Origin of the sequence: Actinomyces weissii (assembly GCF_016598775.1) — a bacterium.
Taxonomy (GTDB): Bacteria; Actinomycetota; Actinomycetes; order Actinomycetales; family Actinomycetaceae; genus Actinomyces; species Actinomyces weissii.
In genome coordinates this window covers 950172-976356 of the sequence record NZ_CP066802.1, presented here as the reverse complement: position 1 = coordinate 976356, position 26185 = coordinate 950172, and the positions used below count along the sequence as shown (strand labels likewise).

The following is a 26185-nucleotide window of genomic DNA, read 5'->3' as shown; positions in this document are numbered from 1 at the left end:
CGACGTCGCCCCCGGGCAGGTAGCCAGGACACCCACAGAAACGGGCCTGGCGCGGCAGGAACACAGCCCTACCGCGCCAGGCCCAACCGGAACCAAGCAGCCCCTCAGCCCAAGGCGCTCACCTCAGCCCGAGGCAGGACAGGTCAGCCCAGGACGATCACGTCCCTGCCACCAGGCTCCACGCCCTTGACCACCTTCACCGGGCTGGTCCGGGTAATACCCTCCACCACCACCCGCTCGGTGGACGTGCTCGTGAGCTTCTTCTGGGTCAGCACCGTGGTCCCCCGACGCAGCGCCAGGGTGTCATACCCGTCACCGTCCCAGTCACCAACCAGCACCTGGTCGGTGCTGCGCCCCAGCGAGATCGAGGCGTACACCGGCGCGTCCACCCGGTTGTCCGCATAGAACACCACGCGGGAGCCCACACGCACCGCCCAGCTGTCCTTACCGTCACCGTCCCAGTCACCATAGAGCAGCTTGCCGTTACCCTTGGCCTCCACAGCCGACACATAAGCAGGCTTGGCACCCTCCGGCACCACCGGCCCACCCGGCTCAGCACTCGGCCCCGCCGACGGAACAGCAGACGGCAACGCACTCGGCCCCACCGTCGGCTCAGCAGACGGCGTGACCGGTGGCTCCGGGGCGTCGCTGGCCTGCACGGTGTGGGTGCTGGTGGCGGAGAGGGGCTCGGAGTTGCCTGCAGAGGCCTGGACCGTCTCCTCCAGGCTGGTGCCCGCAGCGGCGTCCTGGGAGATGGTCTCCTCCCAGGTCAGGCGCAGCCCGTGTCCCTGCGGCAGGGGGCCGTCCCAGGTGATCTGGCCCTCCTCGTTGAGCTGCGGCTGGGGGGCACTCAGGGCCTGCTCCGGCCCGTCCCACACCGCCAGCTCCCACAGGGAGACGCCGTAGTAGTCACCGCCAAAGGCCTGGCGGGAGTGCGCCTGCATCTTGACGTACTTCACTGGCTCCTTGCTGCTGAGCCGGTAGCTGCGCTTCTCCGCAGAGAGCTTGTTCGGGGGGCAGGTCTGCTTGAGCACACCGGTGCCGCTGGTCCAGTGCTCACCGTCGGTGGAGGTCATGATCTCGAAGCTGGGGGCGCAGGCGGCCTCCCAGACGATGTCGACGTGGTCCACCGCGGTGGGCTCAGCGAGCTCGACGGCGATCCAGGCCTGGTCGGAGTAGTCGGAGGACCACCGGGAGTCTGCGGTGCTCAGGCCGTCAACGACCTTCTCCTTGGACCAGACGGTGCCACCCTCCTGGCCGGAGGCGGTCACTGGGCGGCCTAGGGCCACGTTGCGTCCGGCCTGTGAGGGTACGACATGCCCGGAGGCGTCAACATAGCTGGCCTGCGGGGCTCCCGTGACGGTGACGTTCCGCCCCAGGCCGGAGAGGTCAGCGGTGACCTGGGCGTTGACCTCGGCGGTAGCGTCAGAGCTAAGGGTTACGGTGCGGGAAAGCACCTGCCCACGGCTGACCTGGGTTCCGGACTCCGGTGCCGAGCGGAAGTCCAGCTGGGCCGTGGTCCGGGGCAGGGGCGGCAGGTTGCCTGGGGTCTCACCTACCGCCTGCTGGCGCGTGTTCCAGGTGCTGAAGCTGGTGGTATCAGCGGGGTTCCAGACCCGGGAGGCCATGGCGCGCAGCAGCGGCTTCACGCCTGCGGCGACCTGCTCCTCAGTCTCCACATGCGGCTTGTCGCACCAGATCGCGAAGGAGGCTCCCAGGTTCCAGGCGGGCTGCTGGCCCTCCCAGGTCTGGGTGATTCCGCTCTGGTGGCCGGGGTAGACGCCGGGGTGCCAGCCATAGATCTTCTCGGCGGTCGGCTTGGTGGAGTAGGCCCAGCCGGGGTAGGTCAGTACGTAGTAGAAGTAGGCGTCATTGAAGTTGATGAGCCGGTGCCCCTCGTCAACCATCTTCTGGACGGTGGGGAAGGCGCCGTGCCAGCCGGTCCAGTAGGCGATGTCTACGTCCGCCGCGAGCTTCTCGGTGGTGCCGGTGTAGCTCAGGGCGTCGTTCCAGGCCCGGACCTGGGTCTTGCCCTTGGACTGGATGTAGTCGGCGGTCTCGTTGAGGAAGTGGACGTACCCGTCCAGCACGGTGGCTGACTGCCCGGCGGCGGCGTGCTCCTTGGCGTAGGTGTGCAGCTGCGGGTACTGCCTGGCCAGCTTGCTGTGCAGGGAGGAGTAGTAGGAGTTCCCGTCAATCGGGAAGACCTCGTCACCGCCCAGGTGCCAGCTGTTGGAGGGGAACAGGGCGGTGTACTCGTCAATGAGCTCATGCGCGAGCTGCCGGGCCTCGGGCTTGGAGTAGTCCAGGATCTTTCGGCCGGAGGCGCTGGAGCCGACGCGCAGCTCGGGGTGGCTCTCCAGCAGCGCAGCCATGTGCCCCGGCATGTCCAGGGCGGGGACGATCTCCACGTGGTACTTGGCGCCCTCGGCGATGATCTCCGCGAGCTCGGCCTGCGTGATGTACTGGGAGGACATGATCTCGGGGTGGGTCTTGGACTCCAGGCGGAAGCCTTCGTTCTCCGAGAAGTGGTACTGGAGCTGGTTGAGCTTGACCCAGCTCATCTCACGGACCTGGTTGATGATCCAGTCCTTGGTGAAGTACTTGCGCGCGGCGTCCAGGTGCAGTGAGCGCACCGGCATGGCGGGCTGGTCCACTACCTGCCCCGCCTGCAGGCCCCCTGAGCTGGTGATGCTCTGCAGCAGGGTCCGGGTGCCGTAGAAGGCTCCGGCGTCTCCGGTGGCGGTGATGGTGACACCCTGGGAGGTGGCCTCCAGCCGGTAGCCCTCGGCGGTGCTCACGCCCGCCACCTGCTCCTCAAGCCGCAGGGTGATGTCACCTGCCGCAGCAGCCTGTCCCACGACGACGGCGGGGGTGCTGCGCAGCTCCAGGCCCTTGGCGGCGCTGAGGTTCTCTAGCTCTGCGGCGAGCAGGCTGGCTTCGTCGGTGAGAGCGGCTTCGTCGGCGGGGTCGGGGATGACCAGCCGGGTGCTGGCACTTAGCCGGAAGGGATCCGCTTCCTGGGGCGTGAAGCTGGTGACTGCAGGAACTACCCCGCTCAGCCCCTCTCCGGCAAGGGCAGAGTCCGCCTGCGCCCTTGCGGCCGGTAGCGCGGTCGTGCCGAGCGCTGTCAGGGCGGCTGCCAGCGCCACTCCTAACAGGCGTCGGGAGACAGTCTTGGGTTCATGCAGCGGCATGGGTTACCTCCTCATCGAGGTTCTCGCCTAGGCGATGTCCGAGCTGGTGTATGGGAACCTGGGGGACAAGCCCAGCGACTCCCCAGCAGGTGCTGGCGGAGCGCTCAGGCTTTCAGGTAGCAGGAGCATAACGACACAAGGCCGGTTCCAGAGAGCAAACAAATCGCAAACCTGAACTGGTTTAGTTGCCTTGTCGCAAAGACCCTAGAGCCTTAGGACAAGAGGCCCACCCGGGAGCTAGTCGAGCCTGGCGGCCTTGCCCACCTCGGCACCGTTAGCGCGCAGCTCCTCGATGGCAGCGGCAAAGTCCTCCAAGGAGTCGAAGGACGAGTAGACGGAGGCGAAGCGCAGGTAGGCCACCTCGTCGAGCTCGCGCAGCGGCCCCAGTATGGCGGTGCCGATGTCCTGGGAGTCGACCAGTGCCTGCCCGGAGGCCCGGACCTTCTCCTCCACCTTGTGGGCCAGCAGGGCCAGGTCGTCGTCGGAGACCGGCCGCCCCTGGCAGGCGCGCCTGACTCCCACGATCACCTTGGCCCGGTTGAAGGGCTCCACCACGCCTGAACGCTTGCGCACCGAGAGGCTGGCGGTCTCGACAGTAGAGAAACGTCTGCCGCACTGGGTGCACTCGCGGCGCCGACGGATGCTGGTGCCGTCGTCTGAGGTGCGCGAGTCCACCACCCGGGAGCCGTCATTGCGGCAGAAAGGACAGTGCACGGAGTACTCCTCGTTCCGGTCGGTGGCCACCTCCCACAAGCCTTCGGGCGAGAGCCCAACCACCGCACAACTGCCCTCAAGGCTACCGCAGACCCCCATAAGCGCATTAGGAGACGGGAACCAGCAGGCTCTGCCCCGGATACACCACGGAATCCTCCAGCCCGTTGAGCTCGCGGATCTGAGCCACCGCCTCCGCCACGTCCCTAGCCCCGGTGTCTTGGGCGATGTCCCACAGGGACTGGCCGGAGAGCACTACAGCCGTCCTGGTCTCCACCGGCCCGGAGAGCGTGGTGGCCACCACCACCCCCGCGCACGCGGCAAACACTAAGGACAGCACGAACGCGCAGCCGATGATCAGCTGGCGCAAACCATTTGGGAGGTCCGCCAGCGCCCCCGCGTGCCCAACCGCCGACGCCGGGGCAGCCAAGGAGGAGGCAGCAGCCGGGGCCGCTTTACCAGCCCCCCGGACCACTGGGCGCCGCCGCGGCTCCGGCAGGGGCGACACCCTGGGGGCACAGGAAACAGCCACCAGACCCAGTCGCGACCGCCCAGAACCGGCCACAGGCTTAACCGCCACAGCCCGCTCACCGCCTTGCACTGCGGGACCCGGCACGACCGGTCGCTGGGAAGCTTGACGCTGAGGATGAGGAGGAGAGGGCTGAGTGGAACGCCGACCAGGTCCCCGCACCCCCTCAGGGCCGTCCACCACCAGCCGCAGGTGCGCCCGCCGTCGCCCCACTGACGCGGCAGCACCGGAGCGGCCAGCCTGCGCCCGCCCTTCGGCAGCAGCCTCAGCACTTGCACGCACAGGAAGAACCAGAGCACTCACGAGCAACCTCCTAGAACAAGTGTTCGACGAACATCTGTTCGATAGGGTACCGACCTATCGACGACACGTCCAGCCCCAGTCGAACACATGTTTGAAAAGTGGTGTCCGGCCTCGTAGGCTTTACGTATCAAGAGCACCACGCACCACTGACACGAACCCGTGCGCAGCCGTGGCTCCCGTACAGACGCACACCCACCACACGCAGGCACACACAAAGGGCTAGGTCCCAGGTAGGAGCAGTCCTCAGCAGCTACCAACCCAGTCGGCACCATCCCAGCAGCACCGCTGTAGGCGCCCCAACGGCACCCAGGCAGGAGGAGAAGACCTTGAGCGAGGACCAACAGCGCACCGGCCAGTACCCCGGCGCCCTTACCGCCACCAGCACGCACCAGGACAGCGCCCCCACCCTTCAGCAGGTCCTGGCGGGCCTGGACGAGCGCTCCCACGCCGTCTACGTGGCGGTACGCGACGCCGTACGCGACCACGGCTACCCGCCGTCCATGCGCGAGATCGGCCAGGTGGTGGGTCTGAACAGCCCCTCCTCCGTGAAGCACCAGCTGGACAAGCTCGAGCGCCTGGGCCTGGTGCGGCGCGATCCCAACCGCCCCCGCGCCCTGGAGGTCATCGAGCCCGAGCCTGAGGCCGCACCCACCGAACCTGACACCTCGGGCCCAGCAGCCCCGGCGGAGGACCTGCTCCAGGCCGCCCCCGTCGTGCCCCTGGTGCCGCAGCTGCCTGGCGTGGCCCCGGAGGAGGCTGTGGCAGTGCCCCTGGTGGGTCGCATTGCCGCGGGCTCACCGATCCTGGCCGAGCAGGAGGTGGAGGAGGTTATGGCCCTGCCGCGCCGCCTAACCGGCGAGGGCGAGCTGTTCATGCTGGAGGTCCACGGCGACTCCATGGTGGACGCCGCCATCTGCGACGGCGACTGGGTGGTGGTGCGCTCCCAGCCGGACGCCGCCAACGGGGAGATCGTCGCGGCCATGATCGAGGACGTCGACGGCCCCTCCGCCACCGTCAAGGTGCTCTCACGCAAGGACGGGCACCAGTGGCTGCTGCCCCGCAACCCCAGCTACTCGCCCATCCCAGGAGACCAGGCCACCATCATGGGCAAGGTCGTCACCGTCCTGCGGGCCCTGTGAGGGAGGCTGACCGCTCCAGGACCACCTCCGTTTCCAGCCTGGCAGGCATCACCCGCTCACACCTCAGGCAGCTGCGCCAGCCCCCCGACCACTCCCCTAGTCACCGTCCCCGGCCTCGGCAACGGCGAAGGCCGCCGTCCCGGAGAGCAGGGACGCCACCCCGGCAGCCGCAAGAGGATGACAGCCTGGCAGGTGGGGACTTTCCCCACCCCGGCAGCCGCAAGGACTGACGGCCTGGCCAGCGGGGTCACCCCACCTCAACCAGGCCGTCAGCCTTTACAGAACGCCGTGTGCTTGTGGCGGCACAGGTCAGTCCCGCCAGCCTTCGTGCAGCAGCACGTGGTCGCCGGGACGCGCGCCCGCGCCCCGGCAGCCTCTAGCAGGCGGCCCTCAGTAGCCCAGGCCGCGGGAGACCTCACGCAGCCGCTCCGCCGAGGCGGTCAGCCGGTCCCGCTCGTCCAGGGTCAACGGCAGCTCCAGACGCCGCCCGGCCCCCTCACGACCCACAATGGTGGGCACGGCCATGCACACGTCAGAGATACCGTGCCAGTTGTTCAGCAGCGGGGAGACCGTCAGCACCCGCTGCTCGTCATTGAGGACCGCCCCGATGATCCGCTGCACCGCCAGGCCCACCGCGTAGTTCGTGGCACCCTTGCCCTCAATGATCCGGTAGGCGGAACGCACCACGTCATAGGCGATCCTGTCCCGCTTCTCCTGGTCGAAGATCCCGCCGTCCAGGGTGCGCCCCCACTGGGTGATCGGCACGCCACCGATCTGGGTGGAGGACCACAGGGGCACCTCAGAGTCCCCGTGCTCACCGGCGATGTAGCCGTGGATGTTCTGGGTGGCGGTGCCGGTCTCCTGGGAGACGAGGTAACGCATCCGCGCCGTGTCCAGGACCGTGCCGGAGCCGAAGATCTGGTTGTCGGGCAGCCCGGTGATCTTCTTGGCGCAGTAGGTGACCACGTCCACCGGGTTGGCCACCAGCACGAAGATGGCGTTAGGAGCCACCTCCACCAGCTTGGGCAGGATCTGCTCCATGATGCCGACGGTGGCGCCCGCCAGCTCCAGGCGGGACTGGCCCGGCTTCTGCTTGGCACCAGCAGTCACCGCGACGATGTCCGCGCCCCGGCAGATCTCCGGGTCGTCCGAGCCGGAGACCGCGCCCGCGGAGGTGAACTGGATCCCCTGGGCGATGTCCAGGGCCTCGGCCTCCACCTTCTCCTTGGCGATGTCCTGCAGCACGATCTCACGGGCTACGCCCTTGGTCACGCAGGCGTAGGCCAGGGTGGAGCCCACGGCCCCCGCCCCGATGATCGCCACCTTGGAGGGACGCCCAGACTGCGCTACGGGGTAGGAGCCCTGGGCGCTGTTGGTGATCGTGGTGTCGGACACGGTGTTCCTCCTCATGGCTGGCGGTGGCGGCAGGTCTGACGCACCTGGTATCCGTCAAGGTTACGCGCTCCGGGGCGAGGCAGCAGCGGAACCACGCCTCATGTCAGGATCTTCCAAGCCGCCGCAGCGCCCCCAGCACCACCTCCCGCTCACTGGTGGGCCACAGCCGCGGCATGGTGCGGGCCAGGTAGCTGCCGTAGCGCGCGGTGCGCAGGCGCGGGTCCAGCACCGCTACCACGCCCCGGTCCTCCACCCGGCGGATCAGACGGCCCGCCCCCTGGGCCAGCAGCAGCGCGGCCTGGGTGGCCGAAACGCTCATGAAGCCATTGCCTCCGGCAGCGTCCACCGCCTCCGCACGGGCCTGGGCCACCGGGTCGTCCGGCCGAGGGAAGGGGATACGGTCCATGACCACCAGACGGCAGGTGCGGCCGGGGACGTCGACCCCCTGCCACAGGCTCAGGCTGCCCACCAGGCAGGCGGCGTCGTCCTGGGCGAAGGCCGCCACCAGGCTGGGCAGCTGGTCCTCCCCCTGGGCGTATACGGGCAGGTCGGTGCGCTCGCGCAGCAGCGCCGCCGCCTCCTCCGCCCCGCGCCGGGAGGAGAAGAGCCCGAGCATGCCGCCCCCAGAGGCCACGGCCAGCGCCAGCATCTCCTCCAGGGCCTCCTGGCTGACGCCCTGCCTGGGCCGGGGCAGGTGGGTGGGGGTGTAGAGGATGCCTTGGCGGGCGTAGTCGAAGGGGGTGCCCACGTCCATGCCGTCCCAGGGGCGCGGGGACAAGGTCAGCCCCAGCTGCCGGGCCATGGGCTCAAAGCTGCCGCCGAGCTGGAGGGTGGCGGAGGTCAGCACCGCGGCCCGCCCCTCCAGCAGGGAGTCGGCCACCGAGCCCGCCACCTCGATGGGGGCCAGCACCAGGCGCGGCGGGTCCTGCCCCCGGTTGGGGCGCTCACACCAGGCCACGTCCTTGCGCAGGGCCACAGAGTCCCCGCTCATGCGTTCGACGGCGTCCACCAGGTCGCTGACGGCGGTGCGGGCGATGGCCAGGCTGCCCGCCTGCTCCCCGGCGGGCCCGTTCTCCTTGGCCTTGTCCCGCACCTCGGTGAGCACCTGCCGGGCGGCGGCGTCGACCAGCACCAGGGCGGAGCGCAGCGCCTCCGGCAGCCCCTCAGCCAGCCGCCCGTCGGGCAGGGCCGCGAGCGCCGCCTGAAGGGCCTGGCCCGCCTCCTCCAGCTCACCGACCAGCACCCCGGCCAGACGGCGGGCGGTAGCAGCCACACGGGCTACCAGGGCGGCGGACAGGGCCACGGTCCCCTGGGAGCGCACCCGGTCCGCCAGCTCATGGGCCTCGTCCACCACCAGCACCTGGTGCTCAGGCAGCACGGCGCTGTTCCCGGAGGCCGCTACCCCCAGCATGGCGTGGTTGGTGACCACCAGGTCAGCCTCGGCCGCGGCGGCGCGTGCCCGCTCCGGGAAGCACTCGGAGCGCAGGGGGCAGGTGGGGCCCAGGCACTCGGCGCGGGTGACCGACACCTGGGCCCAGGCCCGGTCAGAGACTCCTGGTACCAGGTCGTCGCGGTCCCCGGTGCTGGTCTGCTGCACCCACTCGCGCAGGCGCACCACCTGCTCCCCCAGGCTGGCGGTGGCCCCGGCCCCGGCACGTCGGGTGGTGGCGCTGGCGGCGGAGAACAGGGAGCCGGGGTCCTCCTGCTCGGGGTAGCCGCCTTCCACCCGGTGCAGGCAGGCGTAGTTCTGCCAGCCCTTTAGCAGGGCCACGGAGGGCCTGGTGCCGCTTGCCTGGGCCACGGCGTCGGCGGCCAGGGGCGCGTCCTTGACCATGATCTGGCGCTGCAGGGCCAGGGTGGCGGTGGAGACGACGGCGCGCTCGCCGCTGCTGACGGCGTGCACCATTGCCGGTACCAGGTAGCCCAGGGACTTCCCGGTACCGGTTCCCGCCTGCACCAGCAGGTGCTCTCCCGTCTCCAGCACCTCGGCCACCCGCCGGGCCATGCGTACCTGCCCGGGCCGGGCCTCGCCGCCAAGCTGCTTGACCGCGGCCTGCAGGGCCGCTTCCACCTGGTCCAGGGCGCTGCCAGCCTGCTGCACGGTCATGCTTGTGCGCCTTGCTTCACCGGCACGCTCAGCGGCCGGGCTGCGCCGGGCCGGACTGCTGCGCGGCCGCCTGCAGCTCGGCGGCCAGGGAGGCGTCCACGCGCCCGCGCAGGCGGGTGCCTTCCGCCACGTACTCGACGGCGTCGATCTCCCCGTCGGCGTGGAAGCGGGAGACCAGGTCGCCGCGGGAGTAGGGCACCACCAGGTCCACGGGCACGTCCGGGCGCGGCAGCATCTGGGCGATGCGCTCCTCGAGCTCGCGCAGGCCCTCCCCGGTGTGGGCCGAGACGATCAGGGCACCGGGCAACCGGGTGCGCAGGGCCGCCAGGGTGAGGGCGTCGGCCAGGTCGGCCTTGTTCAGGACCAGCAGCTCGGGGACGTCCAGGGCGCCGGGGATGTCCGCCAGCACCTGGCGGACGGCAGCGATCTGGGACAGGGGGTCGGGGTGGGCGGCGTCCACCACGTGCAGCACCAGGTCCGCCCCGGCCACCTCCTCCAGGGTGGAGCGGAAGGCCTCAATGAGCTCGTGGGGCAGGTTGCGCACGAAGCCCACGGTGTCGGTGAGGGTGTAGACGCGCCCGTCAGCGGTCTCCGCCCGCCGCACCGTGGGGTCCAGGGTGGCGAACAGGGCGTCCTGCACCATGAGCCCCGCCCCGGTCAGGGCGTTCATGAGGGAGGACTTGCCGGCGTTGGTGTACCCGGCGATCGCCACCGAGGGGATCGGCCCACGCCTGCGGGAGCCGCGCTTGACCTCCCGGGAAGGGGCCATGGCCTTGATCTCCCGGCGGAGCCTGGCCATGCGCTCGCGGATACGGCGGCGGTCCAGCTCGATCTTGGTCTCACCGGGGCCGCGCGAGCCGATGCCCTGGCCCCCAGCCACCCGGCCACCGGCCTGGCGGGACATGGACTCACCCCAACCGCGCAGGCGGGGCAGCAGGTACTCCAGCTGGGCGAGCTCCACCTGCGCCTTGCCCTCCCGGGACTTGGCGTGCTGGGCGAAGATGTCCAGGATCAGGGCGGTACGGTCCACCACCTTGACCCCCACCACGTCCTCCAGGGCGCGGCGCTGGGAGGGGGCCAGCTCGGAGTCCACGATCACGGTGTCGGCCCCGGCGGCCCGCACCATCTCCGCCAGCTCCTTGGCCTTGCCGGAGCCCAGGTAGGTGGCGGGGTCGGGGTGGTCGCGCTTCTGGATCAGGGCGTCCAGGACCTCTGAGCCGGCGGTCTCCGCCAAGGCGGCCAGCTCGGCCAGGGAGGTCTCGGCGTCCTGGCTGGCGGCGTCCCTAGCGGTGGGACCGGCCTCCGGGCCGCGGGGCAGCTCCAGGCCCACCAGCACCACCTTCTCCAGGCGGATCTGGCGGTACTCGACCTCGCTGACGTCCTCCAGCTCGGTGGACAGGGAGGCGACGCGCCGGGTGGCGGCCCGGGCCTCCCGCTCCAGGGCGCCGTCGTCCAGGTGCTCCCGGTGCTGGTGCTCCCCGGCGGTGGAGGCCAGGGCGGTGCCGTGGCGGGAGAGGATACGGCTGACTATGTCCTCTGCCGTGGGGGCAGTGGGGGCAGGCTGCTCATGGTCGCTGGCGCCAGTGCTTACGGTCTTCGTGACGACGGCGTCGGCGGTGGCTGGCTTGCGCTGGTCTGTGGGCTTGTTGCTCAAGGGTGTCCTTCATGTATGCGTGCGGTGGTCCGGAGCGAGGCTCTACGGACCGGTCCTGGGGGTACTTCCCGGGGAGGTTCTGGTCTGGGCGCCGCGGCGGCGCCCCCGGCTCAGCGCATACGGAGAATCCACATAGGCGGCATCGTAGCGCCGCTGGCTGCCGCGGGCCAGCCTGACCGCGCGGGGCAGAGGCCACAGAGCCTCGGCCCGGACCCGGCATCCGGCGTACCGGGGCGGGCCCCGAGCGCAGGGCCGCAGGTCCCCCTCACTGACCGCGCAGCCACCGCCCCGGCCGCTGGCGGGTCAGGCAGGCGGGGCACGGCATTACCCTCGTGGGGTGAGCGATCAGCACTACTTCACGTCCTGCCCCACCACCGAGGCCACGGAGCACAGCCACGTCTTCACGATCCGGGGCCGGGAGCTCCAGGTCACCACCGCCGCCGGGGTCTTCTCCACCGACCGCCTGGACAAGGGCACCCAGGTGCTGCTGGAGCACGTGCCCGCCCCGGCGTCGGCAGGGACCTTCCTGGACCTGGGCTGCGGCTGGGGGGCGATCACGCTGGCCCTGGCCGGTGAGAGCCCCCAGGCCACGGTCCTGGCCACCGACGTCAACGAGCGGGCCCTGGAGCTGACGGCCCGCAACGCCGCTGCCGCAGGCTACAGGAACGTGCGGGTGGTGGAGGCCGGTGAGCTGCTGGCTGAGCTGCGGGACCAGGGCAGGAGCCTGGACCTGATCTGGTCCAACCCGCCGGTGCGCATCGGCAAGGAGGCGCTGCACGGGCTGCTGTCCAGCTGGCTGCCGCTGCTGGCTGACGACGGCGCCGCCTGGCTGGTGGTGGGCAGGAACCTGGGCGCGGACTCCCTGGCCCGCTGGCTCACCCAGCAGGGCTACGAGGTGGAGCGAGCCGCCTCCTCCAAGGGCTTCCGGGTGCTGCAGGTGAGGCGGGCTACCGCCTGAGCCGGGCGGCCGGAAGCCAACGGCCTGAGCCCGGCGTCCTGGACGCCCGTTGCCGCCGCGAGCCCGCTGGCTGCGCCCGGAACGGTGCCCGGACCTGCACCCAGGCCGTTATCCGGCCCTGAGCCTGACGGCCAGCCGGGCGGCGCGCCGTCACCAGCGGCCGGTTCCGGGCACGGCCCGGCAGACCCGCAGCCAGATGCTCAGCCCTGGCCGGTTACAGCCCGCTCCACCTGCTCGGTCACCCCGGACATGTCTGAGGCGGGTTTGCTCCAGCGGCCGGCCCGCACGTCCAGCCACAGGCAGGCCCCGGCCACCAGCAAGGTGGGCAGGATCCAGCCGGTGGCGTCGTTCCACAGCCCGGTGCGGGCCAGCAGGCTGCTGGGGGCCGTGACGCCGACGTCCGCCAGGGCGGAGACCACCCCGAGCAGGCTGGCGGTCGCCGTCGCCCCCACATAGGTCAGACGCAGGTGCCCAGGGGCCACGCCGTCCAGGATCGTGACCACCACCAGGGCGATAGCCGCCGGGTAAAGCAGCAGGGTGACCGGCGAGACGATGCGCAGGATCAGCTCCAGCCCCAGGTTGGCCAGCAGGAAGGACACCAGGGCGCCCAGCACCACGTGCCGCTCAAAGCTGATCAGGCGCAGCACCGAGGTGGCGTAGCCAGCCCAGGCCGCCAGCAGCCCCACCGCCGTGGTCACGCAGGCCAGCAGCACGATCCCGGCGAACACCAGGGTCCCCCACACCCCCAGGGAGGTCTGGGCGGCCGTGCTCAGCAGCTTGGTGCCGTTGCCCGGGTCCCCCGCCACCCGCGCGCCTACCAGGGCCAGGCCCAGGTACACCAGCCCCAGCAGCAGCGCGGAGATAGCGGCGGCCCCGCTGGTGGCGCGCACGACCTGCCTGGTGCCCGTGAAGCCCTGCTCCCGCACCGCGGAGATCACCACGAGCCCGAAGACGATGGCACCGAGCACGTCCATGGTGAAGTACCCGCGGGTCAGGCCCGTCGCGAAGGGGCTCACGTCAAAGCCTGGCTCCGCTCCGCGCTCCACCACCGGCTCGTGCAGCAGCACGGCCACGCACAGAACCGCGATCAGCAGCAGCAGGAGCGGCGTCAGGTAGCGGCCCACCCGGTCAGCGAGCCGGGAGGGAGTGATCGCCAGGAACAGGGTCATGGCAAAGAACACGGCCGCGTGGAGCGCCAGGGCCGGGTCCACCACCAGGTAGCCGAAGACCGTCAGGACATGCTCCTCCGCCGCGTAGCCCAGCAGCGCCAGGACCGGCTTGGTAGCCAGCTCGTAGGAGACGGTGGCCACCCGTGGGATGGCGTAGAGCGGCCCGATCGCCAGGTAGACGACAGCGGGCATGACCGCCCCGAAGCGCTTACCCACCCGGTTGGCCAGTCCCAGGACCCCCTCACCGGAGGTGGACACGGCGATCAGGGACACCAGGGGCAGGAGCACGCCGGTGAGCAGGAAGCCCGCCATCACCACCGGCAGGTTCTGGCCCGCACTGGCCCCCAGCACCGGGGGGAAGATCAGGTTCCCCGCCCCGAAGAACAGGGCGAAGAGCATCAGTCCGGTAGTGGCCACGGAGGCGGCTCCGGACCGGGCCTGCAGCTCCTGGCCTGCTGCTCCTACGGCTGGGCTCGTTGACTGGTTCTGCTTAGACACGTGAGTAAGTCGTTTCGGTTCCTGGTCGGGTTCGTGCATGTCTCTCCGGCCGGTGGCCGGGGCAGGCCTGGGCCCGCGTGGCGGGGCAGTCCTCAGGCCAGGACCACCCGGCCGGTGATGGTGGCTGGCCCGGTGAGCAGCAACGTGGCACCGGGCGCCCAGGGGTCCTCCCCCACGTGGACGCCCAGGCTGCCGCCGGGGACCTCCAGCAGGTAGTCCTGGGGCGCCCCCGCCCCCTCCCACTCGTGCAGGGCCACGGCGACGGCGCAGGCGCCGTCCCCGCCAGAAGGGTCCTCACCACCCCCCTGCTTCAGCGCCCGCAGCCGGGCCCGGCCTACCTCCTGCCCGCCGGTGTCCTCCACGCCCAGGGGAACCACCAGGGACAGGCTGGTGCCGTCCTCCGGGCGGGGCACCACGTCCAGGTCCTGCGTGCCCTGCAGACCGCTCAGGTCCACGGCCTCCAGCTCGCTCTCCTCCGCCAGGGCCACCACCGTGTGGGGTGCGGAAAGGGACAGGCTCAGGGCGGCCCGGTAGCCTGCCAGGCCCGGCAGCTCCACCAGGGTGTCCCAGCCCTCCGCCCGGGGGTCAGCGGCGGCCTGCGGGGGCAGGAGCAGGTGGGCGGGCCCCATGTCCACGGTCCACAGCTCCCCGCTGCGGGTGACGGTGCGCGCCCCCCACCGGGTGCCGACGGTCACCGCCTCGCCGTCGGCCAGCGGCTGCAGCCCCTGGGCGTCCAGGACCTGGGCGAAGAGCCGGAGGGCGCTGCCGCACACGGGGGCCACGGAGCCGTCGGGCAGGTAGTGGTCCATGAACCACTCCGCCTCCGGCACGGCCTGCGCGAAGCCCTCAGCGCCGGGCAGGGCGCTGGTGCGCACCACCCGGACGAAGCCGTCAGCCCCCACGCCCACGCGCCGGTCGCACAGGGCGGTCACCTGCGCGGCCCCCAGCTCCACCTGGCAGTCGGGGTCGATCAGCAGCAGGAGGTCCTTGCCGGTGCTGTGCCCCTTGAGGAGCTCAAGGCCACTCAGGTCCGCCCAGGCGGAACCTCCAAGCTGCTGGTCGATCATGCGCCAAGCCTATGCGACGGCGTCTGCGGCCCGAACCAGCGCCAGTGCCTCCTCGGTCACGCGCGCCCACTCCCCGGGGGGCAGGGTGCCGTCCTCCGCCAGGGCCAGGTCGATCCAGTGGACGCGGGGGTCCCGACGGAACCACTTGATCTGCCGGGAGGCCAGCTTGCGTGTGGCCTGGGCGGTCTGGACCACCGCCTGCGCGACGCTGAGCACGCCGTCGAGCACCGCGAGCGCCTGGGCGTAGCCGATGGCCCGGCTGGCGGTCGGCCCCTCACGCAGGCCCTGGGCGTCCAGGGCGGCGGTCTCCTCCAGCAGCCCCTGGTCGAACATGGCCCGGGCGCGGGCGTCTATGCGCTGGTTGAGGGCCGGGCGGGGCGGGCGCAGGGCCAGGTGCACGGTGGGGGCGACGTCGGTGTAGGCGGGCAGGGTGGCGGAGAAGGGCCGCCCGGTGACTGCGGCCACCTCCAGGGCGCGCACCACCCGCCGGGTGTTGGCGGGCTCGATCCGCGCGGCGCTGGCGGGGTCGGTGCGGCGCAGCTCCTCCCACAGGGCACGGGGCCCCTCGGCCAGGGCCCGCTGCTCCAGGGCGGAGCGGACCTGGGGGTCGGTGCCGGGGAAGTCCAGGTGGTCGGTGAGAGCCCGCACGTACAGGCCGGAGCCGCCCACGATGACGCCGCGCCGCCCCCGGGCCTCCAGGTCCGCCAGGTCAGCGCGGGCGTGGCGCTGGTAGGCGGCCACGCTGGCCTCCTGGCGCACGTCCAGGACGTCGAGCTGGTGGTGCCTCAGGCCGCGACGCTGCTGCGGGAGGAGCTTGGCGGTGCCGATGTCCATGCCCCGGTAGAGCTGGGAGGCGTCGGCGTTGACCAGCTCCACCTGCTGGGGGCCGCCCAGGGCCTCCGCCAGGTCCAGGGCCAGGTCAGACTTCCCGGTGGCGGTGGGGCCGACGACGGCGACGCGCTTTCTCACTCCCCCAGGTTAGCCAGGACCGTGCGTGCACCCGGCCCTGCCGGAGGCTGCTGGAGCGGGCGCTAGTCTCTGCCCGTGAGCCCAGAGAGCATCATCGTCAGCGCGGTGGTCATGCAGGACCCGCAGGGGCGGGTCCTGACCGTCCGCAAGCAGGGTACCGGGCGCTTCATGCTGCCCGGAGGCAAGCCGGAGCCGGGTGAGGACGCCTTGTCCACCGCGGTGCGGGAGGCGGCGGAGGAGCTGGGCGTGGACCTGTCCCCGCAGGCGCTGCAGGACCTGGGGTGTTCACCACCTGGGCCGCCAACGAGGCCGGGACCACCCTGGTGGCCTCCGTGTTCGAGCACGGCTTCGTGGCGGGGGTGCGGCCCTGCGCGGAGATCGCTGAGATCCGCTGGGTGCCGCTGACGGCGGGGCCCTCCCCGGAGCTGGCGCCGCTGACCGTGGAGGTGCTGGAGCTGCTGCGACAGCGGCAGGCGGGCTAGGCGCTGCTATCAGCCCCGCCACGCCTGCGGCCCCCGCCCGCCCGGCTCAGGGGGCGCCTACGCGCAGGCTGGGCAGGCCCAGGCTCACGGGAGCGGTCTCCGGCTCCGGCTGGCTGGCGGCCTCCTGCTCCCGGCGTTCCCAGGCGTCGCCCGCCCGGGTGCGGCGCACCTCGAACAGGGCGGGGCCGTCGTCGTACCAGAGGCGCTCCCCCACGGGCAGGTCGCTGCCGGTGGCGGGGCCGCTGGCGCCGCCGCAGCGGGCGGAGTCGGCGATCAGGTTGTGGGGAGCCCCGTGGGTGACCCGCACCTTGACCATGTCCCCGGGGCGGGGCGCGCCTGCGGCGTAGTCCTGCGGGGACAGGCCTGCGGGCAGGGCCAGGTGCACCAGGCGGTTGTCGGCGGCCCGGCCGGAGACGCGGGCGGTGGCGGAGTCGCGCCGCCCCTCCCCCTGGGCCACCATGACCTCGACCACCCGTCCCTCCTGCCTGACGTTCTCCTCGTGGGTGATGCGGCGCACCAGCTCGTCCAGGCGGCGGTAGCGGTCCTTGACCACCTCCACCGGCACCTGCGGCAGGTCCGCGGCGGGGGTGCCGGGGCGCGGGGAGTACTCGAAGGTGAAGGCTGAGGCGAAGCGCGCCTGCTGCACGACGTCGAGGGTGGCCTGGAAGTCCTCCTCCGTCTCCCCGGGGAAGCCGACGATCAGGTCGGTGGTGATGGCGGCCTCCGGGATGGCTGCCCGCACCCGTTCCAGGATCCCCAGGAAGCGGGCGGAGCGGTAGGAGCGGCGCATGGCCCGCAGCACCCGGTCGGAGCCGGACTGCAGGGGCATGTGCAGGCTGGGCATGACCTGGGGGGTCTGGGCCATGGCCTCGATCACGTCGTCGGTGAAGGCGGCCGGGTGCGGGCTGGTGAAGCGCACCCGCTCGATCCCCTCCACGGCCCCGGCGGCCCGTAGCAGCTTGGCGAAGGCCCCCCGGTCCCCGAAGCCCACCCCGTAGGAGTTCACGTTCTGCCCCAGCAGGGTCACCTCGGTGACGCCCTGGGCGGCCACGGCCTCGATCTCGGCCAGCACCTCGCCGGGGCGCCGGTCGCGCTGCCTGCCCCGCAGGGAGGGCACGATGCAGAAGGTGCAGGTGTTGTTGCAGCCCACGGCTATGGAGACCCAGGCGGCGTAGGCGCTCTCGCGGCGGGTGGGCAGGGTGGAGGGGAAGACCTTCAGGGACTCCTCCAGCTCCACGGCAGCCGCCTGGTTGTGGCGGGAGCGCTCCAGCAGGGCGGGCAGCACGTCCAGGTTGTGGGTGCCGAAGACCACGTCCACCCAGGGGGCCTTGTCGATGATGCCCTGGCCCATCTGCTGGGCCAGGCAGCCGGCCACCGCGATCTGCATGCCGGGCCGCTCCCGCTTGACGGCGGCCAGCTGTCCCAGGTTGCCGAAGAGCCGGGTGGCGGCGTTCTCCCGCACCGAGCAGGTGTTGATGATGACGACGTCGGCCCCGCCGTCGCCGGCCTGGGTGGCACGGGCGGCGGCGGCAGGCACCTCCTCGACCCGCCGGTAGCCCGCCCGCTCCAGCAGGCCAGCCATGTGCTCGGAGTCGTGGACGTTCATCTGGCAGCCCAGGGTGCGCACGTGGTAGGTGCGAGGAAGCGGGCTGGCGGCACGCGCGTCCACAGGGGTCGTCGAGGCAGTCGTGGTGGTCATCATGCGGAGTCTACGCAGCCGCCGCGCCCCACAGGGATGAGGTTCCTGACAGGCCCGGGCCGCGACCGTGGTACCGCCCCCAACCAACCTCGCCCGCCTGCTGGTACGCCCCGGCTGTCCCCGTCCGTTCCCTGGCCCGTCCCAGCCAGCGGCTAGCGCAGGTTGAGCACCTGTCCGGTAGCCGGGTCCACGTCTATGTCATGGGCCGCCGGATGGCTGGGCAGGCCCGGCATGGTGGACACCGACCCGCACAGCGCGTAAACGTACCCGGCCCCGGCGGCCAGGCGGACCTCCCGCACCGGCAGCTGCCAGCCGGTGGGGGCGCCCTTGGCCTGCGGGTCGGCCGTCAGCGACAGCGGGGTCCTGGCCACCAGCACGGGCAGGCTCCCCCAGCCCTCGGCCTGCCAGGCCTCCACCTGGCGGGCGGCGGCCGGGGCCCAGCTGACGCCGTCCGCCCCGTACATGGCGGGCCCGCCCTTGATCCCAAAGGTTGGGCCCATTGATGACTGCCGCAGGGTGAGCACGCTGCGGTGCCCGGCGCGACGCAGCCCCTGGGCCAGTCCGATAGCGGTGGCGGTCTTTCCCTCCCCCAGCGGGGTGGGGGTGATAGCACTGACGACGACGTAGTGGGCGGCCTGCTCCGGGGCTCCCGGCTGGCCGCCCGGGGGCCGGGCCGCGCAGGGTGGAACGCACGCCCAGCCACCTCCCAGGGAAAGTGCTGCGACTACAGGGGTCTGGGTGCGGGCTGGGGCCTGCCTAGCAGATCCCTGATTTGGTTTCGCTCAGGGCAAGAGTCGCTGGACTCCTGCTTTTGCCCCTGCGGTAGCGTCAATACGCAGCCGAGGCTGGCTGGTGCTGCTGCTGCGGGCGCCGCCAAACGTCCTGCTGATGCCGACGGGAACGTCCTGTGAGCCTGGCCAGCACCCGGCTGCACGCGACTGCACGTACCGTCGTCGGCCCCTGCTGCTGACGCTCGGGTGACACGAAGGAAAGGCATGCGTATGCGGAGTCCCAGACGAAGCACCCCGATGCTCCTGGTCTCGTCCCTGCTGCTGTGCGGGGCCCTGGCCGCCTGCTCCGGCGGAGCCAGGAACGGTGCGGGGCAAGAATCCCCCTTGGCCGCACCAGCGCCTACCACGAACGAGCCAGCCTCTCCTTCAGCCACCCCGTTGCCGACCTCCGGCCCGGGTGAGTGGGGGCTGGCCAAGCCGGTCGCGGCGGTCACCGGAGTGGACTCGCTTACCAACTGGTCCGACAACGGCCTGACCTACGTGGCCACCGTGGACCCGGGCACCAAGGCCCTGGACGTGCGCCACCTGCGCTGGGACGGTACGGAGGCCTGGCAGGCCACCGTCACCCCACCAGAGGAGGCGGATCCGTCGGCCCTGACGCCGCGCATCAGCTGGGACGACGGGATCGGCGCGGTCGGCTACTGGTACACCACCGACTCTGACACTGACAAGGACGCGGTGGTCGCCTCCCCGGTTACCTGGTTCGACACCGCCACCGGGACCAGTGGACAGATCAGCCTGTCCTCCTCCAAGGAGGGCACAGTGTTCAAGAACGCCTCCACGATGATCGGCGGGGTGGAGGTGGACCCGGCGGACTCTGACGGCAACCTGGTCTCGGCCACCTACCTGGCTGAGGGCATGACGGTGGCTACCGCCAGCCGGGAGGACCTGACTGCCGGGAACAGCGGGGACCTGCAGATCTTCCAGAAGCATGGCAGGCTGCTGTCCACCTTGTCCGGGCAGGCTTCCGTGACCCTGTTGAGCGGGGGCACGGAGGTGGCGGAGCTGTCGACTCCCTTCCGGGTGCTCAGCCAGCCGGGGCAGGCGCCCCTGGTGGTGACGGCCAGCCCCCAGGCGGTCAGCCGCCTGCAGGGCACGGAGCTGGTGCCGGTGGAGGTGCCCAGCTGTGAGCTGGCGCGGGAGGACGGCATCCACGCGCAGGCCTCGGCCAGCGCGGCCGTGGTTGGGAACCTGGTGCTGCCCGCCCAGGGCCAGCCCTTCTGCCTGGACCAGGTGGTGGGGCAGACGGGCATGGTGCCTTCGGAGTACCTGCCGGACGGGCGGGTGCTCCTGGTCTCCCCCAGTACCGTGGGCACGGCACCCACGGCCGGTGCCACCCCCGCCAGCCCCTCTGGTACAGCACCCACGGCTGGTACTGGTAGCGCCCCGACGGCGGGCGCTGTCCCGTCAGGGGTTGCCAGCCCCTCTGGTACAGCACCCACGGCTGGTGCCGCCCCGTCTGCCACCTCGGTCCCGGCGCAGCAGCGCGAGTACGAGTTCGCCGTATATGACCCGACCAGCGGGCAGACCACCTCTCTGGGGGCGCGGATGGCGGTGGGGGTCTCCTCAACCGCAGTGACTACCAATATCCGGGACGAGGCGGCGGGCACCGTTACGGTCCAGGTCTACCGGGCTGCCGACCTGGACCTGACTCAGCACTGAAACAGCACTGGTTCAGCACTGAAACAGCACTGATCCAGTGCTGAGGCACCCTAGCGGCACCTACTGGTGCCGCCTTCGGCCGCCACGAGGCTCGCGGGGCCGCTGCGCCTGGAAGGACAGCGGCTCCGGGCTCTCCTGCCGGACTGATCCAGGGCGGCTGCTCCTGGTCCTGGCAGGAGCACGTCCTCAGCGCTCCTCGGCCAGCGCCTGCCGGAGGGCCTCGGCGGAGACCTCGGCGGAGTAGCCTTTGCGCCCCAGCATGGCCAGGGTGCGGCGTCGGCGCACCAGGGGGTCCAGCCCCTGGGTGGCGGCCAGCTTCTTGCGGGCCAGGGCCAGCGCGGCAGCGTCCTCCTCAGCCGCCCCGATCTGCGTCAAGGAGGCGTGAATGTCCCGCTCCCCCACGCCCTTGCGGCGCAGCTCCTCGGCCACGGCCCGCCGCGCCACACCCTTCTCCGCGAAACGGGTGCGGGCCAGCACGGCGGCGTAGGCGGAGTCGTCAACCACCCCGGCAGCCTCCAGCCGGTCGAGCACCTCCGCCGCGACCTGGCTGTCCACCCCCTTGCGGGCCAGCAGCCCAGCCAAGGTCGCGCGAGAGGCGGCCGAGTGGTCCAGCCGCCGCAGCACCAGGTCCCGCGCCCGCTCCACCTCCCGGGTGTGCTCGTCTGCCTCTAGCCAGGGCATCAGAAGCCTCCAGCCTCCTCACCGAAGGCCAGCTCAGCCTCCTCCACCTGGGCCGCACGCGCCCGGCTGGAGGCGGTGCGCCCCTTGCCGCCTTTACCTTTACCCGCAGCCGGCGCGGCCGGCTTGGTTACCTCCGCGGCCTGCTGCAGGGCGGCCTCGGCGGCCTCCTGGGCGGCAGCCTCACGGGCCCGTCGCCCAGGCTCGCCCACACCCAGCGCCGCCAGGATCTTCTCCTCGATCTCATCGGCCAGAGCCGGGTTGTCCTTGAGGAAGTTACGGGCATTCTCCTTGCCCTGCCCCAGCTGGTCGGCCCCGTAGGTGAACCAGGCCCCGGACTTGCGGACGATGCCGTTCTCCACACCAAGGTCGAGCAGGCCGCCCTCCCGGGATATCCCCTGACCGTAGAGGATGTCGAACTCCGCCTGCTTGAAGGGCGGGGCCATCTTGTTCTTGACGATCTTGACCCGGGTGCGGTTGCCGACAGGCTGGTCCCCGTCCTTGAGGGTCTGGATGCGGCGCACGTCGATACGCACTGAGGCGTAGAACTTGAGGGCCTTGCCTCCGGTGGTGGTCTCGGGGCTGCCGAAGAAGACGCCGATCTTCTCACGCAGCTGGTTGATAAAGATCGCGGTGGTGCCCGTGGCCGACAGGGCCCCGGTGATCTTGCGCAGCGCCTGGCTCATGAGCCGGGCCTGCAGACCCACGTGCGAGTCCCCCATCTCCCCCTCGATCTCCGCCTTGGGCACCAGGGCGGCCACGGAGTCGATCACGATGATGTCGATCCCGCCGGAGCGGATCAGCATGTCCGCGATCTCCAGGGCCTGCTCACCGGTGTCCGGCTGGGAGACCAGCAGGTTGTCCGTGTCCACCCCCAGCGCCTTGGCGTACTCAGGGTCCAGGGCGTGCTCGGCGTCGATAAAGGCGGCGTTGCCTCCCATGCGCTGGCAGTTGGCCACCGCGTGCAGCGCCACCGTGGTCTTGCCGGAGGACTCCGGCCCGTAGACCTCCACGACCCGCCCCCGGGGCAGGCCGCCGATGCCCAGGGCCACGTCCAACGCCACGGAGCCGGTAGGGATGACCGAGACCGGAGGCCGGGTGTCATCCCCCAGGCGCATCACCGACCCCTTGCCAAAGGCCTTGTCGATCTGGGCCAGGGCGGTGGACAGGGCCTTGGCACGGTCCTGGTTCTGGGTTGCGGTAGCCATGTTGTCTCTCCGGTCTCAGGTGGCGGGGCCACGATGTGCAGGTCTGGTCCATGACGACGAGGTCCCCTCACCGGGGCTCGTAGACGACGTTATGCCTGACCACCGACACAAACCCCGGCACCTGGAGCGGCTGCGCGCAAGGCACCGGGTACGTCATCCGTGCAGCAGCCTAACCGAACACCTGTTCGAAATCAGGCTGGACACGCCCCTGCCCGCAAAGGTGCGCCAGTCCACACCCGCCCGCACCTCCGGCCAGCCGCCTCCCGGCCAGCCGCTACCGCCCAGGCCAGGGCAGGCCAGGCCAGGCCGCACCAGAGCAGGTCGGCTCCTACCAGGTCAACGCAGCCACCTCACCCCTGCCCCGGCTCATCACTGGCCTGCTGGCTAGCCGCGCCGCTCCTCGCGGAACACCCAGCGCTGGGTCTCCGTGGCATTGGTCTCCTCGCAGAGCGCCTCCCACACCTGCCGGGGTGCGACTCCCCTGGCCAGGGCCTCCTGCGCGGTGCAGCCGGTGCCTGCCAGCACCAGGTCGCAGGCCAGGGACCGCCCCAGCGCGGCGCCGTAGACCTGCTCCACCGCCGTCCAGAACTCTGAGTGCCGCACGCCCACCTCCTGCTGGTTCCCACCCGGTGCAGCAACCCCCGGGCCGGGACGACGAGAAAAACTGTCCCGCCCCCACAGGGGACGGGACAGCCGAAGACTAACTGGGAACGCCGCCCTCAGCCCAGGGTCACGCCCTGCTGGCGCAACAGCTCGTCCGGCACCGTGTCCGGGATCACGGACTCGGTCATGGCAATGCGGTCAGAGACCTGACGCAGCACCACGGACAGGGGCACGTCCAGCGCCTGGCAGATCGAGGCGAGGAGCTCGGAGGAGGCCTCCTTCTGGCCACGCTCCACCTCGGACAGGTAGCCGAGGGAGACCCGCGCCTGCGAGGAGACCTCACGCAGGGTACGCCCCTGCTGCTGGCGCGCGGCGCGCAGTACCTCACCGATCTCCCGCCTAAGGAGGACGTTCTCATGCTTTGGGGTGTCCACAGCCACACGGTACCCCGTCGGAGCCGCAGTACGCATCACCGGTCGCGGAGCGGGACGCAGCGGGCGGGGGGCACGGTTCGAAGAGATGTTGTTCATCGTGCGGCACAACCATTCATCAAGGCGATTCATTCCCGGTACCTTGCCGGGGCGTGGGCCCCTCCGGTTCCGGCGCACTGATACTCAGACCCCTGGCTGAGAGAAACCTAGGAGGAGGATTGGCCCCAGCCGTGAACCCAGGCCGCTACCCGCCGTCCCTCTCCGGCCGGTCCTCCAGGAGGCGCAGCCCCAGCCTGAGGGCCTCGCGGACAGCGGCCTCCCGCACCTGCTGCCGATCCCCCGGCAGGTGCAGCTCCCGGTGCAGGACCCGGCTCCGGCTCCAGGCGGCCACGTGCACCGTGCCCGCAGGGTGCCCGTCCGCCGGCCCTGGCCCCGCCACCCCCGTGGTGGACAGGCCGGCCCCAGCCCCCAGCAGCCCAGCCACGCCAGCGGCCATCTGGCAGGCCACCTGCGCGTCCACCGGCCCGGTGCGGGCCAGGCGCGCCGGGTCCACCCCCAGCACCTGGGACTTGGTATCCGTGGCATAGGCCACCACCGCGCCTCGCAGCACCTGTGAGGCACCTGGCTCAGCCACCAAGGCCGCCGCCAGCAGCCCCCCGGTCAGGGACTCGGCCACCGCCAGACGCACACCCTGCTGCCGGGCCAGGACGAGCAGCCTGCGCGCCAGCGCCGCGGAGGAGTCCGACGCCGCCGTGCCAGGCACTCTGCCCTCCAGCAGCGCGCCGTTACCTGGGTAGACGCTGCGGTCAGCAGCCGGTGAGGCCATCAGGAGGCGTTCTGCCGGGCGAGCCGTACAGCCTTGAGCACGTAGTCGACCCCGGTGACCACCGTGACCAGCAGGGAGGCCCCGACCGCTACGTAACCGACCCCCCGCAGGACCTGGGCCATACCTGGCAGCAGCAGGCCCCAGGGCGTGAGCAGGCAGACCAGCCCGAGCATCTGCAGCGTCGTCTTGAGCTTGCCTCCGGCCGAGGCGGGCATGACCACGTTCCTGCGCAGCATCACGAAACGCAGCACCGTGATCCCCAGCTCCCGCACCAGGATCACGACCGTCACCAACCACCACAGGATCCCGGAGACCGACAGCAGCAGGAAGGCCGTCAGGGTCAGGGCCTTGTCCGCTATCGGGTCGGCGATCTTGCCGAAGTTGGTGACGAGGTCCCAGGAACGGGCCAGGTAGCCGTCCAGCTGGTCGGTGAAGGCCGCAACCACGAAGACCACCGCGGCAGCAAGCCGGAGCCACTCACCCGGCTGGAGCATGAGCCAGACGAACACGGGCACCAGCGCCAGACGCACTACGGTCAAGGCGTTGGCCACGTTCAACAGCGGCACCCGGCGGGCAGCCTCAGGGGCGGCTGTGGTTCTGGGCTGCTGGCTCATACCAGTAAAGGTTACCCGCCACCGGCAGGGAAACCGACCTAAGACAAGCAGGTTGCAGCCACCGAAGTTAGTCTTGTCACATGCCTGCTCTGGAGGCCGCCTCTCCCGCAGCCCCTGCCACACCGTCCGTGCCAACCCGCCCGGAAGCCCACCTGCGGTCCCGCCAGGCGCAGCCGGAGGGAGCTGTGCAGCCGCCCGGTCCCGCCGTCCCTAAGGAGGGAGGCTCGCGCCGTCGCTACCTGCGCGCCCTGGCAGCCCTGAACCTGGCGCTGCTGCCCCTGCCCGCCTGCACTCCCGCCGACCCTGCACCGGAGGCGTCTGCGGTCCCCGCCACGCAGTCCCCCGCGGTGCCCAGCCCGGCGGCAGAGGAGGTGGTCCTGACCATCGGCTACACCGGTGACCTGCTCATGCACCTGCCCGTGCTGGAGAGCACACCCGGCCAGAGCGGCGACATCGCGCCGCTGGTCGCAGACGCCGCCCCCTGGATACAAGGCGCGGACCTGGCCTTCTGCGGCATGGAAGTACCGGTGGCCCCCGACTCCCAGGCCACCGGCTACCCCCGCTTCGGCACCCTGCCCGGGGTGGTGCAGGGGGTGGCCCAGACAGGCTGGGACGGCTGCGCCACCGCCTCCAACCACGCTGTCGACCAGGGCCAGGAGGGGGTCAACGCCACTATCGACCAGCTGGAGGCCCACGGCCTGGGGTGGGCGGGCACCAACCGCTCGGAGGCGGAGTCCCGCCACCCCTACCAGCTCTACCGGCTCCAGCGCGGGGGCCGGAGCATCACGGTGGCCCAGCTCTCCACCACCTTCGGGCTCAACGGCCTGCCGGACGAGACCGGCTGGGAGGTGCAGCTCAACGACGTCGCCGCCATCGCCACCCACGCCCAGGCGGCCCGGGCGGAAGGGGCCAGCATCGTGGTGCTCCACTCCCAGCTCGGGGCGGAGTACCTGTCTGAGCCGGTGGCTGAGCAGGTCGACTACGCCCGGCAGATAGCCGCCACCGGCCAGGTGGACGTGCTCTTCGGCGCCCACCCGCACGTGCCCCAGCGCGCCGAGCTGCTCCCCGGCGGCCGTGAAGGGCGGGGCATGTGGGTGTCCTACTCGGCAGGCAACTTCCTCTCCAACCAGTCGGAGGAGACCGTCGGCGAGATCACCTCCGCGGTCGGGACCTTCGTGTGGGTCCAGGTGCGGGTCTCCGTGGACAGCAGCGCCCAGGTGGAGTCCCTGCACTGGCACCCCTTTACCGTGGACCACCACGCGGGACACCGGCTGCGTGACCTGGCGGCGCTGCGCCGCGGTGAGGTCCCGGCCGACTGCCAGATCAGCCCCCAGGAGGCCGAGCGCCGCTGGCAGGCGCTGACGGCGTCGCTGGACACCAGCACCTACAGCGACACCCCGCCCCGCAGCAGCGGGCCCCGGCCCGAGGTCCTCCACCGCGGCCAGTAGCGGGCAGCGCGGGCGGCCTCAGGCCGCAGCCAGGGCCCGGCAGCAGG

21 protein-coding genes and 3 pseudogenes are annotated in these 26185 nt (G+C 71.4%); 6 read left to right on the top strand and 18 right to left on the bottom strand.

From position 1 onward, the window contains the following. Window positions 1-143: 143 nt before the first annotated feature. The 3 genes from JG540_RS04015 to JG540_RS04005 form a co-directional block, all read right to left on the bottom strand. Window positions 144-3197, bottom strand: a complete 3054-nt coding sequence (locus JG540_RS04015) for a family 20 glycosylhydrolase (protein ID WP_200277437.1) — start codon at window positions 3195-3197, stop codon at window positions 144-146. A 237-nt stretch (window positions 3198-3434) separates the two neighbouring features. Continuing rightward, complete coding sequence (gene nrdR / locus JG540_RS04010) at window positions 3435-3911, bottom strand: transcriptional regulator NrdR (RefSeq protein WP_200278067.1); 477 nt, start codon at window positions 3909-3911, stop codon at window positions 3435-3437. 106 nt (window positions 3912-4017) lie between these two features. Beyond that, window positions 4018-4248 (bottom strand): LysM peptidoglycan-binding domain-containing protein, encoded by a 231-nt coding sequence (locus tag JG540_RS04005; RefSeq protein ID WP_200277435.1) that lies wholly within the window; start codon window positions 4246-4248, stop codon window positions 4018-4020. A gap of 911 nt (window positions 4249-5159) precedes the next feature. Between JG540_RS04005 and lexA the strand changes: the two genes are divergently transcribed. Further along, entirely contained in the window at window positions 5160-5879 is a 720-nt protein-coding gene (lexA, locus tag JG540_RS04000) for a transcriptional repressor LexA (RefSeq protein ID WP_234042960.1), read from the top strand. Between the two features lie 390 nt (window positions 5880-6269). On the opposite strand, the gene JG540_RS03995 is transcribed toward lexA, so the two are convergent. The 3 genes from JG540_RS03995 to hflX form a co-directional block, all read right to left on the bottom strand. Beyond that, a complete protein-coding gene (locus tag JG540_RS03995) occupies window positions 6270-7289 on the bottom strand; it encodes an L-lactate dehydrogenase (protein ID WP_407648344.1) in 1020 nt (339 codons plus the stop codon). 88 nt (window positions 7290-7377) lie between these two features. Then, window positions 7378-9381, bottom strand: coding sequence for an ATP-dependent DNA helicase (locus JG540_RS03990; protein WP_234042900.1), 2004 nt, complete (start codon window positions 9379-9381; stop codon window positions 7378-7380). Between the two features lie 28 nt (window positions 9382-9409). Further along, window positions 9410-10912, bottom strand: coding sequence for a GTPase HflX (gene hflX, locus JG540_RS03985; protein WP_234042959.1), 1503 nt, complete (start codon window positions 10910-10912; stop codon window positions 9410-9412). 460 nt (window positions 10913-11372) lie between these two features. Here hflX and JG540_RS03980 point away from each other — a divergent pair, with 460 nt between their 5' ends. Next, window positions 11373-11993 carry a class I SAM-dependent methyltransferase gene (locus JG540_RS03980; RefSeq protein WP_200277427.1) on the top strand — a complete coding sequence of 207 codons (621 nt, stop codon included), beginning with the start codon at window positions 11373-11375 and terminating at the stop codon, window positions 11991-11993. A 200-nt stretch (window positions 11994-12193) separates the two neighbouring features. Here JG540_RS03980 and brnQ read toward each other — a convergent pair whose 3' ends face one another. The 3 genes from brnQ to miaA form a co-directional block, all read right to left on the bottom strand. Then, window positions 12194-13606: a branched-chain amino acid transport system II carrier protein gene (gene brnQ / locus JG540_RS03975; protein WP_407648352.1), complete on the bottom strand. Its 1413-nt coding sequence runs from the start codon at window positions 13604-13606 to the stop codon at window positions 12194-12196. A gap of 146 nt (window positions 13607-13752) precedes the next feature. Further along, entirely contained in the window at window positions 13753-14727 is a 975-nt protein-coding gene (locus tag JG540_RS03970; RefSeq protein ID WP_200277423.1) for a diaminopimelate epimerase, read from the bottom strand. A gap of 9 nt (window positions 14728-14736) precedes the next feature. After that, complete coding sequence (gene miaA / locus JG540_RS03965; RefSeq protein WP_200277422.1) at window positions 14737-15696, bottom strand: tRNA (adenosine(37)-N6)-dimethylallyltransferase MiaA; 960 nt, start codon at window positions 15694-15696, stop codon at window positions 14737-14739. 111 nt (window positions 15697-15807) lie between these two features. On the opposite strand from miaA, the pseudogene JG540_RS10705 reads away from it, so the two are divergent. Together JG540_RS10705 and JG540_RS10310 are read left to right on the top strand one after the other, a co-directional pair. Next, window positions 15808-15924: pseudogene (locus tag JG540_RS10705) on the top strand (NUDIX domain-containing protein); the annotation flags it as partial. A 53-nt stretch (window positions 15925-15977) separates the two neighbouring features. Continuing rightward, window positions 15978-16178 carry an NUDIX hydrolase gene (locus JG540_RS10310; RefSeq protein WP_234042898.1) on the top strand — a complete coding sequence of 67 codons (201 nt, stop codon included), beginning with the start codon at window positions 15978-15980 and terminating at the stop codon, window positions 16176-16178. A gap of 46 nt (window positions 16179-16224) precedes the next feature. On the opposite strand, the gene miaB is transcribed toward JG540_RS10310, so the two are convergent. From miaB to JG540_RS10560, 3 genes and pseudogenes are all read right to left on the bottom strand, one after another. Then, a complete protein-coding gene (miaB, locus tag JG540_RS03955; protein ID WP_200277418.1) occupies window positions 16225-17877 on the bottom strand; it encodes a tRNA (N6-isopentenyl adenosine(37)-C2)-methylthiotransferase MiaB in 1653 nt (550 codons plus the stop codon). 152 nt (window positions 17878-18029) lie between these two features. After that, window positions 18030-18344: pseudogene (locus tag JG540_RS03950) on the bottom strand (formate--tetrahydrofolate ligase); the annotation flags it as partial. 9 nt (window positions 18345-18353) lie between these two features. Then, window positions 18354-18587 (bottom strand): annotated as a pseudogene (locus tag JG540_RS10560) (formate--tetrahydrofolate ligase); the annotation flags it as partial. A 285-nt stretch (window positions 18588-18872) separates the two neighbouring features. Between JG540_RS10560 and JG540_RS03940 the strand changes: the two are divergent. Beyond that, on the top strand, window positions 18873-20330 hold the full coding sequence (locus tag JG540_RS03940) for a hypothetical protein (protein WP_200277413.1): 1458 nt from the start codon (window positions 18873-18875) through the stop codon (window positions 20328-20330). 186 nt (window positions 20331-20516) lie between these two features. On the opposite strand, the gene JG540_RS03935 is transcribed toward JG540_RS03940, so the two are convergent. The 6 genes from JG540_RS03935 to pgsA all read right to left on the bottom strand — a co-directional run bounded on the left by JG540_RS03935 (window position 20517) and on the right by pgsA (window position 24690). Next, window positions 20517-21011 (bottom strand): regulatory protein RecX, encoded by a 495-nt coding sequence (locus tag JG540_RS03935; protein ID WP_200277411.1) that lies wholly within the window; start codon window positions 21009-21011, stop codon window positions 20517-20519. Further along, window positions 21011-22216, bottom strand: a complete 1206-nt coding sequence (recA, locus tag JG540_RS03930; protein WP_200277409.1) for a recombinase RecA — start codon at window positions 22214-22216, stop codon at window positions 21011-21013. The genes JG540_RS03935 and recA overlap by 1 nt, the downstream gene beginning before the upstream one ends. 384 nt (window positions 22217-22600) lie before the next feature. Next, complete coding sequence (locus JG540_RS03925) at window positions 22601-22819, bottom strand: DUF3046 domain-containing protein (RefSeq protein WP_200277407.1); 219 nt, start codon at window positions 22817-22819, stop codon at window positions 22601-22603. Window positions 22820-22935: 116 nt separating this feature from the next. Further along, the gene (locus JG540_RS03920; protein ID WP_200277405.1) at window positions 22936-23349 is read right to left on the bottom strand and encodes a helix-turn-helix domain-containing protein; all 414 of its coding nucleotides are present in this window, start codon (window positions 23347-23349) and stop codon (window positions 22936-22938) included. 145 nt (window positions 23350-23494) lie between these two features. Further along, window positions 23495-24076 (bottom strand): CinA family protein, encoded by a 582-nt coding sequence (locus tag JG540_RS03915; RefSeq protein WP_200277403.1) that lies wholly within the window; start codon window positions 24074-24076, stop codon window positions 23495-23497. After that, a complete protein-coding gene (gene pgsA / locus JG540_RS03910) occupies window positions 24076-24690 on the bottom strand; it encodes a CDP-diacylglycerol--glycerol-3-phosphate 3-phosphatidyltransferase (RefSeq protein ID WP_200277401.1) in 615 nt (204 codons plus the stop codon). Before pgsA ends, JG540_RS03915 begins: the two co-directional genes overlap by 1 nt. A gap of 80 nt (window positions 24691-24770) precedes the next feature. On the opposite strand from pgsA, the gene JG540_RS03905 reads away from it, so the two are divergent. Further along, window positions 24771-26138, top strand: a complete 1368-nt coding sequence (locus JG540_RS03905; RefSeq protein ID WP_200277399.1) for a CapA family protein — start codon at window positions 24771-24773, stop codon at window positions 26136-26138. Window positions 26139-26185 lie beyond the last annotated feature (47 nt).

Excerpts from the sequence above, each read along its gene's own strand:
- JG540_RS04015 (WP_200277437.1), bottom strand. The coding sequence starts at position 3,197 with ATGCCGCTGCATGAACCCAAGACTGTCTCCCGACGCCTGTTAGGAGTG.
- JG540_RS03995 (WP_407648344.1), bottom strand. The coding sequence starts at position 7,289 with ATGAGGAGGAACACCGTGTCCGACACCACGATCACCAACAGCGCCCAG.
- JG540_RS03990 (WP_234042900.1), bottom strand. The coding sequence starts at position 9,381 with ATGACCGTGCAGCAGGCTGGCAGCGCCCTGGACCAGGTGGAAGCGGCC.
- JG540_RS03970 (WP_200277423.1), bottom strand. The coding sequence starts at position 14,727 with ATGATCGACCAGCAGCTTGGAGGTTCCGCCTGGGCGGACCTGAGTGGC.
- miaB (WP_200277418.1), bottom strand. The coding sequence starts at position 17,877 with ATGACCACCACGACTGCCTCGACGACCCCTGTGGACGCGCGTGCCGCC.
- JG540_RS03940 (WP_200277413.1), top strand. The coding sequence starts at position 18,873 with ATGCGTATGCGGAGTCCCAGACGAAGCACCCCGATGCTCCTGGTCTCG.
- JG540_RS03935 (WP_200277411.1), bottom strand. The coding sequence starts at position 21,011 with ATGCCCTGGCTAGAGGCAGACGAGCACACCCGGGAGGTGGAGCGGGCG.
- recA (WP_200277409.1), bottom strand. The coding sequence starts at position 22,216 with ATGGCTACCGCAACCCAGAACCAGGACCGTGCCAAGGCCCTGTCCACC.
- JG540_RS03920 (WP_200277405.1), bottom strand. The coding sequence starts at position 23,349 with ATGAACAACATCTCTTCGAACCGTGCCCCCCGCCCGCTGCGTCCCGCT.
- JG540_RS03915 (WP_200277403.1), bottom strand. The coding sequence starts at position 24,076 with ATGGCCTCACCGGCTGCTGACCGCAGCGTCTACCCAGGTAACGGCGCG.
- pgsA (WP_200277401.1), bottom strand. The coding sequence starts at position 24,690 with ATGAGCCAGCAGCCCAGAACCACAGCCGCCCCTGAGGCTGCCCGCCGG.
- JG540_RS03905 (WP_200277399.1), top strand. The coding sequence starts at position 24,771 with ATGCCTGCTCTGGAGGCCGCCTCTCCCGCAGCCCCTGCCACACCGTCC.